Here is a 14223-nt window from a genome sequence, read left to right as displayed (position 1 = left end):
CCGGCGGGGCACCGCCCCGACCGACGACATGGGCTTCGCCCATGTCCGGCCAAGAAGACCGACCCAAAATGCGGCACGCGAGAGCAATGGCTTTCGTGTGCCGCTTTGCTATGAAACCCATTGAAATCCGCCATCTCCGCACGTCGGTGGTGGCCCGTCACCGGGAGCTGACATCTTGAGTATCATCGCCATGCTGGCCACCGCCGCATCGGGAGTAACCGGACCCGGTTCACCGCTGGAAATCTGGCAGCACATCGTCGCCGACTTCTCCAATCTCGGCGACCCGAAGGCGCTGGCCGCGTTCGGATCGGTCCTGATGATCGACCTCGTCCTTGCCGGCGACAATGCGATCGTCGTCGGCGCGCTCGCCGCGGGGCTTCCCGCCGACCAGCGCAAGAAGGTCATCCTGATCGGCATCGGCGCTGCGCTCGTCCTGCGCATCTTCTTCGCCCTGATCGTGACGTGGCTGATGGGGATCGTTGGGCTGATCTTCGCGGGCGGCCTGCTGCTGCTGTGGGTCAGCTGGAAGTTCTGGCGTGAAATCCGCGAGGGTGCACAGAATGCCGGCTCCGAGGAAATCGAGGGCGACGAACGCTCGGGGATCAAATCCTCGAAGGGGTTTGCCAGCGCTGCTTGGGCGGTCGCGGTCGCCGACGTGTCGATGAGCCTCGACAACGTGCTCGCGGTCGCGGGCGCGGCGCGCGAGCATCCGGGGATCCTCGTGATCGGCCTGTTGCTGTCGGTCGCGATGATGGGTCTGGCGGCGAACTTCATCGCGCGGATCATCAACCGCTATCGCTGGATCGCCTATATCGGCTTGGCGGTGATCCTCGTGGTCGCGGTGAAGATGATCTACGAGGGCTGGACCGGTACCGGCGAAACGCTCGGGATCGTGTCGCTGCTCGGCTGATCGGGGCAGTGTCCGGATAAGGAAAAGGCCTCGCCGGGATCGTCCGGCGAGGCCTTTTTTTGTGGCGCTTGGTCGTTCGTCATGCCGCTTATAGTGCGTTCAGACACGACCCCCATCGTCATCCCCGCGGAGGCGGGGATCCATATCCTTCAAGGTCGGCGATCTTGTACCCACGCTAGCCAGTATGGATTCCCGCCTTTGCGGGAATGACGATGGGAGAGGCGTGCCTTTCAGCCCTCAGCCCAGATGCTCGGCAAAGAACGCAGCGGTGCGTTCGTCCGCCAGCTTGGCCGACGCATCCGATCGGCGCTCGCCGAACTCGGTCGCGAAGCCGTGATCCTCGCCCGCATAATCGTAGATCGTGACCTTGGGATGATCGTCGAGCCCGGCGTGCATCGCCGCCTGCGCGGCCTTGTCGACGAAGTGATCCTCCTCGGGGACGTGGAGCAGTACGGGGTTTGCGATGGCGTGCTTCTCGCCGAGCAGCCCGTCGATCCCGACGCCGTAATAGCCGACGCTCGCATCGATGTCGGTGCGCGCGGCGGTCATGAAGGCGAGGCGGCCACCGAGGCAATAGCCGACCGCGCCGACCTTTGCGCCGTCACCGAGTTCGCTGCGCGCGGCGCGGATCGTTGCCTCGATATCGGCGATACCCTTGTCCTGGTCAAACTGGCCCATGAGTTCGAGTGCACGCTCGAATTCGGGCTTCACGTCCGGGTCCAGCTCGATCCCCGGCCCCAGCCGCCAGAACAGGTCCGGGGCGATCGCGAGATAGCCGGCCTCGGCGAGCGTGTCGCACTTGCGGCGGATGCCGGCATTCACGCCGAAGATCTCCTGGATCACGGCGATTGCGGCCTTGGGCGTGCCGGCGGGGACCGCGCGATAGGCGGTGAAGCTGCCGTCGCCCGCGAGCGTCGGGATGGTGGTGGTGTTGGTCATAGCAATACTCCTTGCGGCCGTTCGAGATCGAGCAGCCGGGATTTTGTGATCGGGCCTTGGCCTGCGGAATACGCACCAAGCCCGCCCCCGGCTCCGAGAATTCGATGGCAGGGGACGACGATCGGAAACGGATTGCGCGCACAGGCCTGGCCGATCGCACGCGGGCTCGACCCGATCGCCTGCGCGAGATCACCATAGCTGGCGGTCCGGCCGTAAGGGACCGCAACGATCGCCTGGCGCAGCGCGTCGCCGCGGGGCGTCAGCGATGGCGCGAGCGGAAGGTCGAAGACGGTGAGACGGCCGGCAAAATACGCGTCGAGCTGGCGAAGGGCTTCGCGGATCACCGCGTTCATGGTCGCCTCGACGATGCCGTCCCGGTCGATCGCGATCGCGTCGATCCGGTCGGTGCTGCCGGTCACGCGGATCAGCCCGATAGGCGTTGCGATCGAGGCGGCATCCCGCGCATACATTGCCACGCTATGCCGTGCCCCGCCGTGCGGCTCAAGCGCCACCGAAAGGGCCGTCCATGAAGATGAACATCGAAATCGAATGCACGCCCGAAGAGGCCCGCCGCGCGGTCGGGCTGCCCGACCTGACGCCGATCCATGACCGCTATGTCGCGATGATGATCGAGGCGATGCCCGGGCTCGGCGACGGGGCGATGCAGCCCGAGATGATCGAAACGATGATGCGCGGGTGGCAGCCGATGGGCGAAGCGGGGATGGCGTTCTGGAAACGGATGTTCGACGGCGCGACGCAGACGGGCAAAACGGGCGGTTGAGTAACAGAATGACGACGATCTTTGCGGTGTCGAGCGGACGCCCGCCCGCGGCGATCGCGGTGGTACGGATATCGGGGCCCGAGGCGTTTGCGGCAGCCGTCGCGCTCGCCGGGCCGCTCCCCACCGCGCGGCATGCCAGTTTGCGTGGTCTGCGTGATGCGAGCGGGACGATGCTCGATCGCGCATTGGTCATCATCTTTCCGGGCCCGACCACCGCGACGGGCGAGGATCTGGTCGAGTTCCATTGTCACGGGGGACGGGCGGTCATCGCCGCAGTCGAACGCACGCTTGCGGCAATGCCCGGTTTACGACTGGCCGAGCCGGGAGAATTCACCCGCCGCGCACTTGGCAACGGGCGGATCGACCTGACCCAGGCCGAAGGGCTCGCGGATCTGCTCGAGGCCGAAACCGAGGCGCAGCGTGTTGCCGCGATCACCGCGACCGAGGGGCGCGTGAGCCAGGCGGTGCGCGGCTGGATGGACGCGGTCGCGATGCTGTCCGCACGGATCGAGGCGATGCTCGACTTTGCCGACGAGGATGACGTAACCAGCGATGCGGCGACCTTCGACGCGGTGCTCGCCGATCTCGCGGCGCTGGCGTCGGCGATCGAGACGGTAGTGGCGAGCCCCCCGGTCGAGCGACTGAAAGACGGCCTTCGCGTCGTGATCGGCGGCCCGCCCAACAGCGGCAAATCGACCTTGCTCAATCTGATGGGGGAGCGCGATGCCGCGATCGTATCGCCGATCTCGGGGACGACGCGTGACCGTATCGATGTCCCGGTCTTGCGCAACGGGGTCGCCTATGTCCTGACCGATACCGCGGGTCTGGTCGATACGCTCGATCCGATCGAGGCAATCGGCGTTGCCCGGGCGGAGACCGCTATGGCTACCGCCGATTTGCTGCTGTGGCTCGCCGATACGGCGCCGCCACGCGAGGATGCGATCTGGGTTCACGCCCGAGCCGATCTGCCGGGGCGGGACGGGGGCGTTCCGCCCGGTCGGATGATTGCCTTCTCGCAAAGCGATCAGGCATCGCTCGACCGGCTCTGGGCTGTCGTCCATGATCGCGCAGCCGCTTTGCTTCCGCGCAACGACGATCTGGCGCTCAAGGCAGATCAACGCCTGCGCTGCGAGCGGGCTGCGGTGACACTGCGTGCGGCGGGCAACGACCCGTTGATCGTTGCGGAGCATCTTCGCGAAGCCCGCACCGGGCTCGCCGCGGTGCTGGGTCTCGACGCAACCGGGGAGATGCTCGACGCACTGTTCGGCCGGTTCTGTATCGGCAAATGATGTTCCACGTGGAACAACTTTGACGCGATCGTTGCGTCGCTCTACGGCGATGGCATGTTCGATGTAGTGGTGGTTGGCGGTGGCCATGCCGGGACCGAGGCCGCAGCCGCGGCAGCGCGGAGAGGCGCGCGTACTGGGCTGGTGTCGTTCGACGCGCAGCAGATCGGTGCGATGTCATGCAACCCGGCGATAGGCGGGCTTGGCAAGGGCCATATGGTGCGCGAGGTCGATGCCTTTGACGGGCTGATCGGTCGTGCTGCCGATGCCGCAGCGATCCATCACCGGATGCTCAATCGCAGCAAGGGATCCGCGGTCCAGGGGCCGAGGATCCAGGCGGACCGCAGGCTCTATGCGGCGGCGATCCAGGCACAGCTGGCGGCGACGCCAAACTTGTCGATCATCGCCGGCGAGGTCAGCGCGCTGCATCTGGACGGTGATCGCGTCGCGGGTGTCGTGCTCGCCGACGGCGCCGTGGTCGCAGCGCGCGCGGTGGTCCTCGCGACCGGGACGTTTCTGGGCGGGCGGATCTTCCGCGGTGATGACCGCGAGGAGGGGGGCCGGATCGGCGAGCGCGCGGCGAAGCCACTGGCGGACCAGCTCCGCGCGCGCGCGCTGCCCATGGCGCGGCTGAAGACCGGGACCCCGCCACGGCTCGATGGCCGAACGATCAATTGGGGGGCGCTTGCCGAGCAGCCCTCCGATTCCGAGCCATGGACGATGTCGCCGATGACGACCGGCCGTATCCTGCCGCAGATCGCCTGTGCGATCACGCGGACGACGGGCGAGACGCATGCGATCATCCGCGCCGCGTTCCACCGATCGCCGCTGTTCACCGGCGCGATCGAGGCGGCGGGGCCGCGCTATTGTCCGTCGATCGAGGACAAGGTTTCCCGCTTCGGTGACCGCGACGGCCATCAGCTGTTCCTCGAACCCGAGGGGCTCGATGACGCGACGATCTATCCCAATGGCCTGTCGACGTCCTTGCCGGTCGAGGTCCAGGCAGCGATGCTCGCGAGCATTCCCGGGCTTGAGCGTGTCGTAATGACGATGCCGGGCTATGCCGTCGAATATGATTATATCGATCCGCGTGCGCTCGATACGCGGTTGGCGCTTCCGGCGATCGACGGCGTGTTCTGTGCCGGCCAACTCAACGGGACCACGGGATATGAAGAGGCGGCGGGGCAGGGGCTGGTCGCCGGGCTCAATGCGGCGGCGCATGCCTGTGATCTCGCACCGGTGACCCTCGATCGCGCATCGAGCTATCTCGGCGTGATGATCGACGACCTTGTCCTGCAGGGCGTCACCGAGCCGTACCGGATGCTGACCGCGCGTGCCGAGTTCCGGCTGTCGCTCCGCGCGGACAATGCCGAGACGCGGCTTGGCGGGATCGCGGAGGCGGCGGGATGTCTCGGCACCGCGCGGCTCGCCCATCAGCGCGCGCGTGGCGAAGACCGGGTCCGGTTCCGATCCGCACTGCACGGCGAACGCACCGCGACCGAGATCGCGGACCAGGGCGTTGCGGTGGGGCGTGATGGCGCGCGGCGGACAGCGTTCGACTGGTTGCGCTTCGAGGGCGTAAAGCTTGCGCATGTCGCGCCTGATGCGGCGACCGGGATCCCGGCGGCTGTGGTTGACGAGGTCGTCGAGGATGCGCGCTACGCCCCCTATATCGAACGGCAGGCGCAGGAGGTCGCACGATTGCGGGCGGACGAGGCGATCCTGTTACCCCAGGATCTTGCCTATGATCGGGTCCCCGGTCTGTCGAACGAGATGATCGACCGATTGAGTGCGGCACGACCGCTGTCTCTGGCCGCCGCGGCACGCATCCGGGGCATCACGCCCGCGGCGCTGTCTGCGGTGCTTCTCCATACGAAACGAGTGCCGGCATGACCGAAGACGAAGCACGGACCTGGGTCCTCGAGCGGTTTGGCCCCGTCGCGACCGAGCGGGTCGCGGCGTTCGTCGCGATGGTCGTCGAGGAGGCTGCGCATCAGAATCTGATCGCGCCTTCGACGATCCCGACGATCTGGGAGCGGCATGTCGTCGACTCGCTTCAGCTGGTTGCACTCGCGGGCCCGGAGACGGATGCGATGCGCTGGCTCGACATCGGGACCGGAGGCGGATTTCCTGGCATGGTCGTCGCACTGGTCCGCAGTGGGCCGGTCGATCTCGTCGAACCACGCCGGCGTCGCGCGGACTTTCTCCAGCTCTGTGTCGCTCGGCTCGGGCTCGGCGAGCAGGTCCGCGTGCATCCGACCAAGGTCGAGTCCGTCACTGCGACGGCGCGGATCATTTCGGCGCGCGCCGTCGCCTCGCTCGAAAACCTTTTGCGTGGCGCGGCGCACTGCGCCACAACAGAGACGCGGTGGCTATTGCCTCGGGGGCGTCTCGATGAGGCAGAGATCACCGCGCTTCAGAAGCCTTGGCACTTTATGTTCCACGTGGAACAAAGCGTCACGAACCCGGAGTCGTCTATCGTGGTTCTGGATCGAGTCCGCGCGCGATGATCACCATCGCGGTCGCCAATCAGAAGGGTGGGGTGGGCAAGACCACCAGTGCCATCAATCTCGCGACCGCATTGGCGGCGACGGGGATGCGGGTGCTGCTGGTCGATATCGACCCGCAGGGCAACGCCTCGACCGGCCTTGGCATCGGCCATGCGCAACGCGTCAAATCGAGCTATGACGTCCTCATCGGCGAAGCAACGATCGACCAGGCCGTGGTGCACAGCCGCGTGCCCCGGCTCGACGTGATCCCCGCGACGGTCGATCTGTCGGGAGCAGAGATCGAGCTCGTCGAATTCGATGCGCGGACGCATCGGCTCGATCGTGCGATGCAGGACTCGACCGGGCATTGGGATATCGCGCTGATCGATTGTCCGCCGTCGCTCGGGCTGCTGACGATTAATGCGATGGTTGCAGCGGATGCGCTGCTCGTGCCGCTCCAATGCGAATTCTTCGCGCTCGAGGGCCTGTCGCAGTTGCTCAGCACGGTCGAACGTATCCGTCAGCGGTTCAACCCCGGCCTGTCGATCCTCGGCGTTGCGCTGACAATGTATGATCGCCGCAACCGGCTGACCGACCAGGTCTCGGCGGATGTCCGCGCGGTGCTGGGCAAGGTCGTGTTCGAAACGGTCATCCCGCGCAACGTACGGCTGTCGGAAGCACCCAGTCACGGACTTCCGGCGCTGATCTACGACCATCGCTGCAGCGGATCGCAGGCGTATATCGCGCTCGCCCGCGAGATGATCGGTCGGCTTCCGGTATCGGCACGAGCAGCCGCGTGAGGGTATTGGCATGAGTGAAGGTACCAAGCGCGGCCGGCCGGGGCTTGGCCGCGGGCTGAACGCGCTGCTCGGCGAGATGGCCCGCGAGGCGCCGGTCAACGCCAGCGGTGATGCGCCGACCAATAGCGGCGTGCGCATGCTGCCGGTCAGTTCGCTGTCGCCGCATCCGGACCAGCCCCGCCGGCATTTCGACGAGGCTATGCTGAGCGAGCTTGCCGCCTCGATCGCCGCACGCGGCTTGATCCAGCCGATCATCGTCCGGCCGCACGGCCATGATTATCAGATCGTCGCGGGCGAGCGCCGCTGGCGCGCGGCGCAACGGGCGCGGCTGCACGAGGTCCCGGTGGTCGTCCGCGACTTCGACGACGCCGAAACGCTCGAAATCGCGCTGATCGAGAACATCCAGCGCGAGGATCTCAACGCGATCGAGGAGGCGCAGGCCTATCAGCGGCTGGCGGGCGAATATGGCCATACGCAGGAGGTGCTGGCCAAGATCGTCCATAAGTCGCGCAGCCATGTCGCCAACCTGTTGCGGCTGCTCGAACTGCCTGCGCAGGTTCAGTCGCAGGTGGTCGAAGGATCGCTGTCGATGGGCCATGCGCGCGCGCTGCTCGGTTCGCCCGATGTCGAGACGCTGGCGGACCAGGTGATCGCCCGCGGCCTATCGGTGCGCGAGACCGAAAAGCTGGCGCGCGATGCCAAGCCGGGCCGGACTCGGTCGGGCGGGGGCACCGCGGCCGCAGCGAACGAGGCGCGGATCCCCGATGCGGATATCGCAGCGCTCGAGCGGCAGCTGGCCGATCTGCTGGGTCTACAGGTGCGCGTTGCGCATAGTGAGACGGGCGGCACGCTGACGCTGAGTTATTCGACGCTCGATCAGCTCGACATGGTGTGCCAGCGGCTGACGGGCGGGGCGATCTGAACGTCTGGGGCGGAGCGGTTAGCGTCCTCCCCTCCGTTACGTCCGCCTAACGGGGGGAATTAAGCGGACTTTAGTTTCTCCGCGCGATCGCCTGGGCAAGGGCGACGATGGCGGCATCCGCGACGACCCCGCCGGGATTGCCCGGGGCCATGATCGCGCGTTCGGCGGTGCGGACTCGGGCGATGGCCGTAGCGAGCATCACTGGCGACCAGCGGCGGAGCGACTTGGCGGTCTGTGCCTCGTCGCGGAAGAAGACGCGGTGGCGCTTCATCACGGCATCGACCGACTCGCCGCGATCGATCTCGCCGCGCATCTCGGCGAGCGCGATCAGCCTGCGGACGAGCTGCCGCAGCCACGGGATCGGTGAAGTGCCGGCTTCTTCGAGCCGCGCGAGTTCGGTCCCGAGATCGGCGACACGCCCCTCGATCGCCGCGTCGATCGCCTGACCCATCTCCGCCTCGCCGAGGTCCGCGCCGATCGCATCGAGCGCGGCGTGGTCGAGATCATGCGGTCGTTCGGCGCTTGCGTCGAGATACAGCGCGAGCTTGTCGATCTCTCGTGCGATGACCGCCCGGTCGCCACCGGTGGTCTCGACGAGGCGACGCGCGACGCCGGGGGCGGGGCGCAGGCCCTGTTCGCCCGCCATCGTGCTGGCGAGCCGCTCCGCATCGGCGGCGGTCGGTGCGTAGCAGGCGAACGCCATCGCACGCGGCGATTCGAGTGCGAGCTTGACGATCTTCGCACTCGTCTTGACGCTGGGTGCGATCGCGACGACCGGGTTGCCCGCACGATCGGCGTTCAAAAGCGTGGTGAAAGCATCAAGGCTCTCCTCGCCAGCCGAGGCGACGCGAACGTGACGCGCGGTGGCGAAGAGCGACATGGCGGCCGCCTCGTCGGCGAGCCGCGAGGGATCCGATCTGAGCTGTGCGCCATCCAGATCGACGCGCTCGGCATCGGGTCCCATTGCCTTGGCTAGCGTGCGGGCGAGGTCGCTTGCGCCGGCCTCGTCTGGGCCGTGGAGGAGATAGAGACGGATATCGGGGCCGGGCCTGGTCAATGCGGCGCGGATCTGGTTGGCGCTGGCCTTCACGGGGCCGGCGTGGGGGCCGGCGGGGTCCGCTGCGCATAGAGCGCGATCCGCGCGACGATCTGATCCGCGACGATTCCCGACAGACGTTCCAGCGCGGTGTTTTCCGCGGCGATCGTGGCATATTCGGACCGGACGACATCGATGCCGGCGTCGGATCCTGCGGTCGCGTCGAGCAGCACGGTGCCGTCGCCGATCCGGACGAGCTGATAGCGCGCGCGCAGGATTCGGCGTTCGCGCGAGACGCTGTCGTCGCGACGGACGCCGAGGCCGTTGATCTGGTCCTCAAGCTGGATGTCGATCCGATACAGCGGCGCCGCGCCGTTCGACGGCAACCGGTCGCGTAGCGCGGTCGCCATCAGCCACCCGGACTTGCCCTCGATCGGCGTGATCTCGACCTGGCCGAGCGTCCCGGCAACCGCGCCGCTGCTACCGCCCGAATAGAGCGGATGCAGCCCGCACCCGCCGAGCGCCACGGCCGGCAGCGCCAGCGCGCCGGCGAGGATCGCACGCCGGATCATGCGACGATGTTCACGAGGCGGTCGGGCACGACGATCACTTTCCGGGGCGGCTTGCCCTCGAGCAGGCGGACGATCTTGTCGGAGGCGAGCGCTGCCGCCTCGACCTCGTCCTTCGGCGCGCCCTTGGGGAAGACGAGCGTGTCGCGCAGCTTGCCATTGACCTGGACCGCGATGGTGACCTCGTCATCAACCAGCAGCGCCGGATCGACCGCGGGCCACGCGGCGTCGGCGATCAGGCCGTCATTGCCCGCGGTCGCCCAGGCTTCCTCGGCGACGTGCGGCACCATCGGGCTGACGAGCAGCAGCAACGTACGGATCGCCTGTTCGCGGTCGGCGGACGGCGATGCCTTCTCGATCGCGCTGCACAGGCTGTAGAGCCGCGCGACCGCCTTGTTGAACTGCAAGCCATTGATATCGCTCTCGATACCAACGGTGGTGCGATGGCACAGCTTGCGCAGGGCAATGTCGTCGCCCTCGGCCTTGGCGGCACCGTCGGCCTCGATCAGGCGCCAGAGACGCTGGACGAACCGCCACGCGCCTTCGATACCCGATTCACTCCAGGGAAGGTCGCGCTCGGGCGGCGAGTCGGAGAGCACGAACCAGCGTACCGCGTCGGCGCCATATTGGTCGACGATCGGCTCGGGATCGACGGTGTTCTTCTTCGACTTCGACATCTTCTCGACACGACCGATGGTGATCGCGTCACCCGTCGCGATCTCGATGCCGTCGCGCACGTCGTCGGGGCCGAGCCAGCGGCCGTCCGCGGACTTGTACGTCTCGTGCGTGACCATGCCCTGCGTGAACAGCCCGGCGAACGGCTCGGCGATGTCGAGCATGCCGATATGCTTCAGCGCGCGCGTCCAGAAGCGGGCGTAGAGCAGATGCAGGATCGCATGCTCGACGCCGCCGATATACTGGTTGACCGGCAGCCACTTCTCCGCGCCCGTCCGGTCGAACGGCTTGGCGTCCGGCTGGCTGGCGAAGCGGATGAAATACCACGACGAATCGACGAACGTGTCGAGCGTATCGGTCTCGCGTCGCGCATTCCCGCCACAGCTAGGGCAGGGGACGTTCTTCCACGTCGGATGGCGATCGAGCGGGTTGCCGGGGATGTCGAAGCTCACGTCCTCGGGCAGGACGATTGGCAGCTGGTCCTTGGGCACCGGCACCGCACCGCACGCGTCGCAGTGGATGATCGGGATCGGCGTGCCCCAGTAACGCTGGCGGCTGACGCCCCAGTCGCGCAAGCGGAACACGGTCGTACCCTTGCCCCAGCCTTCGCCCTCGGCGCGCTCGATCACGGTGCGCTTGGCGTCCTCGATGTCCATTCCGTCGAGGAAGTGCGAGTTCACGAGATTGCCGGCGCCCGTCCAGGCGGTGTCGCCAACGAACACGGGGGCCTCGTCATCGCCTTCGCTGACGACGCGCTTGACCGGCAGGTCGTATTTGCGCGCGAAATCCAGATCGCGCTGGTCGTGCGCGGGCACGCCGAACACCGCGCCGGTGCCATATTCCATCAGCACGAAGTTCGCGATGTAGACCGGGAGCTCCCAGCTCTGGTCGAGCGGATGCGTCGAGCGGATCCCGGTGTCGAAGCCCAGCTTCTCCTGCGTGTCGAGTTCGGCCGCGGTGGTGCCGCCACGCTTGCAGAGTTCGATGAACGCAGCCGCATCGGGGTTCGTCTCGGCGATGGCGCGCGCGATCGGATGATCCGCAGCGACCGCGACGAAGCTCGACCCGAACATCGTGTCGGGACGCGTCGTGAACACCTCGACCGAGCCGATGCCGGTCGCATTGCCCGCCAGCGCGAACTTGAACTGCAACCCCTGGCTGCGGCCGATCCAGTTCTCCTGCATCAGCTTGACCTTGTCGGGCCAATGCTCGAGCGCGCCGAGGCCGTCGACCAGTTCGTCGGCGAAATCGGTAATCTTCAAGAACCACTGCGACAGCTTGCGCCGCTCGACCAGCGCGCCCGAGCGCCAGCCGCGCCCGTCGATCACCTGCTCGTTGGCGAGCACGGTCATATCGACCGGATCCCAGTTGACCGCCGATTCCTTGCGGTAGACCAGCCCTGCCGCGAACAGGTCGAGGAACAGCGCCTGCTCGTGCCCGTAATAGTCAGGCTCGCACGTCGCCAGCTCGCGCGTCCAGTCCAGCGCGAAGCCGAGGCGCTTCAGCTGCGCCTTCATCGTCACGATGTTGGCGCGCGTCCAGTTGCCCGGATGCACGCCCTTTTCCATCGCCGCGTTCTCGGCGGGCATGCCGAACGCGTCCCAGCCCATCGGATGGAGCACTTCCATGCCCTTCATCCGACGGAAGCGCGCGAGCACGTCCCCCATCGTGTAGTTCCGGACATGCCCCATATGGATGCGCCCCGACGGATAGGGGAACATCTCGAGCACGTACGAGCGCGGCTTGGTCGAAGAGTCGTCGGCGGCGAACGTGTTGCGTTCGTCCCAGACCTTCTGCCACGCCGCGTCCGCCTTCAACGCATTGAAACGCGACGCCATGATGTCGCCCTCAGCCCGCGATCGAGGCGCGACGCAGGTCGCGGGCCTTGGTCAGGATGATGTCCTCGAGCTTCTGCGTGGTCGCCGCCTGGACGGGTGCAGACACCCACTGGCCGTTGCGGTTGATCTCGCGCAGTGCCGCGACGCGCACGGCATCGGCGCGCAGGTCCTGGTCGAGGATCGATACCGTTACCTTCATCCGCTCGGCCGGGGTCTGCGGGTTGACGTACCAGTCGGTGACGATGACGCCGCCATTGGAGTCGGTCTGAAGCAGCGGCATGAAGCTCAGCGTGTCGAGCGTCGCGCGCCAGAGATAGCTGTTGACGCCGATCGTGGTGATCTTCGACGCGGCCAGATCGGCCTTGGGACGGGCGCTGCCGCCGCCGCACGCAACCAGCGGCAGAGCGGCGAGAACCACGAGGGCGGTACGCGGGCGGAACATCGGCATCATCCTGGCAATAGATCGTCGTCAGCCTCTACAGGGCGGGCCTGCGACCCGCAAGGATGGGGTGGGCGTCGGCAATTCGTCCGGCAACCACGGCGTTCGACCTGTTCTGTGTGTCTGATGCAACACCTTTGGATAATCATTAGGTGCGGATAGCTGACGGGGATCGATCTGTGTTAGCTGCCGTTCAGCGAAGGAATCGTAACAAGATTCGTCTATAAAAGATTCGCAGGGAGTTGTTGTTTTGGTCGCCAAGCGCGTGATGGTCGGGATGTTCGCCGGAGTGGCTGCTGCCGCTGCGGTCTTCGTCGCGCCCGCGTTCGGCGCCTCCGAACAGCAGGTCCGCATCGCCAAGCGCCCGGCGCTGTCGGTACGCGGCACGGGCGGCTTCACCCCATCGGCGGCGGACCCCCGGCTCGCGGCGCTGTTCGCGCGCGGCGGCTTCGATGCCGGCAGCTTCCGCTTCACCCCGGCTGAGACGCGTCGCGACAATCGCGCCGTCACCGTCGCTGTCCGCGCGCAGACCAACCGTGGTATCGATACCACGCGTCTCGCGACCAGCACCGCGCCGACCGTCGGATTGGCGCCGATCGCGTATAATCTGGGCATGTCGGTCGGCTGGAAGCGGTTCGCGGTGTCGGGCGATCTGGCACGCGTCGATCTGGCCGGGATGCCGGGCAGTCGCAGCTCCGCCGATGTCGCGGTCAGCTATGCGGGCAAGCGGTTCACGGGCAGCGTCAAGGCTGCGGCGGATCGTCCGCTCGCCAATACGCCGCGTCTCGTCGAGGATGCGCCGAGCTATTCGGTCGATCTCGGCGGATCCTATTCACTTACGCGGAACATCGATGTAACCGCCGGCGTCCGCTATCGGTCGGACCGTGAGCGGTTCGTTCGGCTCGAGGACGATCGTCGCGACAGCCAGGCCGTCTATCTCGGTACTGCCTTCCGCTTCTGATCCGGGCGCAGCATGACCGGCGGTGAGCCGCGAATTGCTCCCATCACGTCCATGCATCGATCGCGGCCCAGCCGTGAAAGCCCAGCATCCTGAGTCGCCGCCACCGTGCGGCGGTCATGCCGCCCAGCGCGATCATCGGTAGACCGAGCCCGCGCGCAACCTGCAGAGCAGCCGCGGGACCGATCGCCGGCGCCCCCGGATGCGACTGCGTCGGATAGATCGGCGACACGAACAGCGCGTCGGCACCGGCCCGCGCGCCGAGCATCGCCTCGCGCCGGTCATGCGCGGGCCAGGTCCGCAGGCTCGCGCTGCGGCCGGCGCCATGCACGCCGTCGATCCCGGCAAATCCGGGCCGTGCGACCACCACCAGCCGCCGTGCCAGCGCGATGCGGCGGATGCGCAGCGCCAGCGCCCGACGCTGTGCCGGGGGCGTCTGGTAATGGCGGATCACGACCCCCGATCCAGGCGGAATACACTGCAGCGCACGCCATAGCGCCTCGCCCATCCGCTCGTCGGTCATCAGCCAGAGGCGCGGGACGGGGTTTCGGTGCGGCATCCTGCTGCCTATAGCGCCCCGC

Annotated in this window: 15 protein-coding genes; 8 read left to right on the top strand and 7 right to left on the bottom strand. The window is 67.1% G+C overall.

Annotated elements, in window-relative coordinates:
* Positions 1–190 precede the first annotated feature (190 nt).
* On the top strand, positions 191–910 hold the full coding sequence (locus FHY04_RS07180) for a TerC family protein (protein WP_031395108.1): 720 nt from the start codon (positions 191–193) through the stop codon (positions 908–910).
* Between the two features lie 237 nt (positions 911–1147).
* On the opposite strand, the gene FHY04_RS07175 is transcribed toward FHY04_RS07180, so the two are convergent.
* Both FHY04_RS07175 and FHY04_RS07170 read right to left on the bottom strand, forming a co-directional pair.
* Entirely contained in the window at positions 1148–1849 is a 702-nt protein-coding gene (locus FHY04_RS07175; RefSeq protein WP_183935969.1) for a dienelactone hydrolase family protein, read from the bottom strand.
* Positions 1846–2319 (bottom strand): methylated-DNA--[protein]-cysteine S-methyltransferase, encoded by a 474-nt coding sequence (locus FHY04_RS07170; RefSeq protein ID WP_183936172.1) that lies wholly within the window; start codon positions 2317–2319, stop codon positions 1846–1848. The genes FHY04_RS07175 and FHY04_RS07170 overlap by 4 nt, the downstream gene beginning before the upstream one ends.
* A gap of 56 nt (positions 2320–2375) precedes the next feature.
* On the opposite strand from FHY04_RS07170, the gene FHY04_RS07165 reads away from it, so the two are divergent.
* From FHY04_RS07165 to FHY04_RS07140, 6 genes are read left to right on the top strand one after another with little or no spacing between them, the layout of a single operon-like run.
* The gene (locus tag FHY04_RS07165) at positions 2376–2630 is read left to right on the top strand and encodes a DUF6489 family protein (RefSeq protein ID WP_031440901.1); all 255 of its coding nucleotides are present in this window, start codon (positions 2376–2378) and stop codon (positions 2628–2630) included.
* An 8-nt stretch (positions 2631–2638) separates the two neighbouring features.
* Complete coding sequence (gene mnmE, locus FHY04_RS07160; RefSeq protein WP_183935968.1) at positions 2639–3919, top strand: tRNA uridine-5-carboxymethylaminomethyl(34) synthesis GTPase MnmE; 1281 nt, start codon at positions 2639–2641, stop codon at positions 3917–3919.
* Positions 3920–3973: 54 nt separating this feature from the next.
* On the top strand, positions 3974–5809 hold the full coding sequence (mnmG, locus tag FHY04_RS07155) for a tRNA uridine-5-carboxymethylaminomethyl(34) synthesis enzyme MnmG (protein ID WP_183935967.1): 1836 nt from the start codon (positions 3974–3976) through the stop codon (positions 5807–5809).
* Entirely contained in the window at positions 5806–6426 is a 621-nt protein-coding gene (locus FHY04_RS07150) for a 16S rRNA (guanine(527)-N(7))-methyltransferase RsmG (protein ID WP_183935966.1), read from the top strand. The genes mnmG and FHY04_RS07150 overlap by 4 nt, the downstream gene beginning before the upstream one ends.
* Entirely contained in the window at positions 6423–7205 is a 783-nt protein-coding gene (locus FHY04_RS07145) for a ParA family protein (protein WP_031396158.1), read from the top strand. Before FHY04_RS07150 ends, FHY04_RS07145 begins: the two co-directional genes overlap by 4 nt.
* A 10-nt stretch (positions 7206–7215) precedes the next feature.
* Positions 7216–8127 (top strand): ParB/RepB/Spo0J family partition protein, encoded by a 912-nt coding sequence (locus tag FHY04_RS07140; RefSeq protein WP_183935965.1) that lies wholly within the window; start codon positions 7216–7218, stop codon positions 8125–8127.
* Positions 8128–8197: 70 nt separating this feature from the next.
* On the opposite strand, the gene holA is transcribed toward FHY04_RS07140, so the two are convergent.
* The 4 genes from holA to FHY04_RS07120 are packed head-to-tail and all read right to left on the bottom strand — an operon-like array spanning position 8198 to position 12687.
* Positions 8198–9217 (bottom strand): DNA polymerase III subunit delta, encoded by a 1020-nt coding sequence (holA, locus tag FHY04_RS07135; RefSeq protein ID WP_183935964.1) that lies wholly within the window; start codon positions 9215–9217, stop codon positions 8198–8200.
* Positions 9214–9735 carry an LPS assembly lipoprotein LptE gene (gene lptE, locus FHY04_RS07130; RefSeq protein ID WP_183935963.1) on the bottom strand — a complete coding sequence of 174 codons (522 nt, stop codon included), beginning with the start codon at positions 9733–9735 and terminating at the stop codon, positions 9214–9216. Before lptE ends, holA begins: the two co-directional genes overlap by 4 nt.
* Positions 9732–12245 (bottom strand): leucine--tRNA ligase, encoded by a 2514-nt coding sequence (gene leuS / locus FHY04_RS07125; RefSeq protein WP_183935962.1) that lies wholly within the window; start codon positions 12243–12245, stop codon positions 9732–9734. Before leuS ends, lptE begins: the two co-directional genes overlap by 4 nt.
* A gap of 10 nt (positions 12246–12255) precedes the next feature.
* On the bottom strand, positions 12256–12687 hold the full coding sequence (locus tag FHY04_RS07120; RefSeq protein WP_031396163.1) for a DUF3576 domain-containing protein: 432 nt from the start codon (positions 12685–12687) through the stop codon (positions 12256–12258).
* 247 nt (positions 12688–12934) lie between these two features.
* Between FHY04_RS07120 and FHY04_RS07115 the strand changes: the two genes are divergently transcribed.
* The gene (locus FHY04_RS07115; RefSeq protein WP_234387526.1) at positions 12935–13645 is read left to right on the top strand and encodes a hypothetical protein; all 711 of its coding nucleotides are present in this window, start codon (positions 12935–12937) and stop codon (positions 13643–13645) included.
* Between the two features lie 43 nt (positions 13646–13688).
* On the opposite strand, the gene FHY04_RS07110 is transcribed toward FHY04_RS07115, so the two are convergent.
* Positions 13689–14165 (bottom strand): thiamine phosphate synthase, encoded by a 477-nt coding sequence (locus FHY04_RS07110; RefSeq protein WP_260171378.1) that lies wholly within the window; start codon positions 14163–14165, stop codon positions 13689–13691.
* Positions 14166–14223 lie beyond the last annotated feature (58 nt).

It is taken from the genome of Sphingomonas sp. BK481 (assembly GCF_014194875.1).
In the GTDB taxonomy this organism is placed as follows: domain Bacteria; phylum Pseudomonadota; class Alphaproteobacteria; order Sphingomonadales; family Sphingomonadaceae; genus Sphingomonas; species Sphingomonas aerolata.
This window is presented reverse-complemented; position numbering and strand designations above follow the sequence as displayed.

Coding starts and splice junctions, on each gene's coding strand:
- FHY04_RS07180 (WP_031395108.1), top strand. CDS start 191: ATGCTGGCCACCGCCGCATCGGGAGTAACCGGACCCGGTTCACCGCTG.
- FHY04_RS07175 (WP_183935969.1), bottom strand. CDS start 1,849: ATGACCAACACCACCACCATCCCGACGCTCGCGGGCGACGGCAGCTTC.
- FHY04_RS07170 (WP_183936172.1), bottom strand. CDS start 2,319: ATGTATGCGCGGGATGCCGCCTCGATCGCAACGCCTATCGGGCTGATC.
- FHY04_RS07165 (WP_031440901.1), top strand. CDS start 2,376: ATGAAGATGAACATCGAAATCGAATGCACGCCCGAAGAGGCCCGCCGC.
- mnmE (WP_183935968.1), top strand. CDS start 2,639: ATGACGACGATCTTTGCGGTGTCGAGCGGACGCCCGCCCGCGGCGATC.
- mnmG (WP_183935967.1), top strand. CDS start 3,974: ATGTTCGATGTAGTGGTGGTTGGCGGTGGCCATGCCGGGACCGAGGCC.
- FHY04_RS07150 (WP_183935966.1), top strand. CDS start 5,806: ATGACCGAAGACGAAGCACGGACCTGGGTCCTCGAGCGGTTTGGCCCC.
- FHY04_RS07145 (WP_031396158.1), top strand. CDS start 6,423: ATGATCACCATCGCGGTCGCCAATCAGAAGGGTGGGGTGGGCAAGACC.
- FHY04_RS07140 (WP_183935965.1), top strand. CDS start 7,216: ATGAGTGAAGGTACCAAGCGCGGCCGGCCGGGGCTTGGCCGCGGGCTG.
- lptE (WP_183935963.1), bottom strand. CDS start 9,735: ATGATCCGGCGTGCGATCCTCGCCGGCGCGCTGGCGCTGCCGGCCGTG.
- leuS (WP_183935962.1), bottom strand. CDS start 12,245: ATGGCGTCGCGTTTCAATGCGTTGAAGGCGGACGCGGCGTGGCAGAAG.
- FHY04_RS07120 (WP_031396163.1), bottom strand. CDS start 12,687: ATGTTCCGCCCGCGTACCGCCCTCGTGGTTCTCGCCGCTCTGCCGCTG.
- FHY04_RS07110 (WP_260171378.1), bottom strand. CDS start 14,165: ATGACCGACGAGCGGATGGGCGAGGCGCTATGGCGTGCGCTGCAGTGT.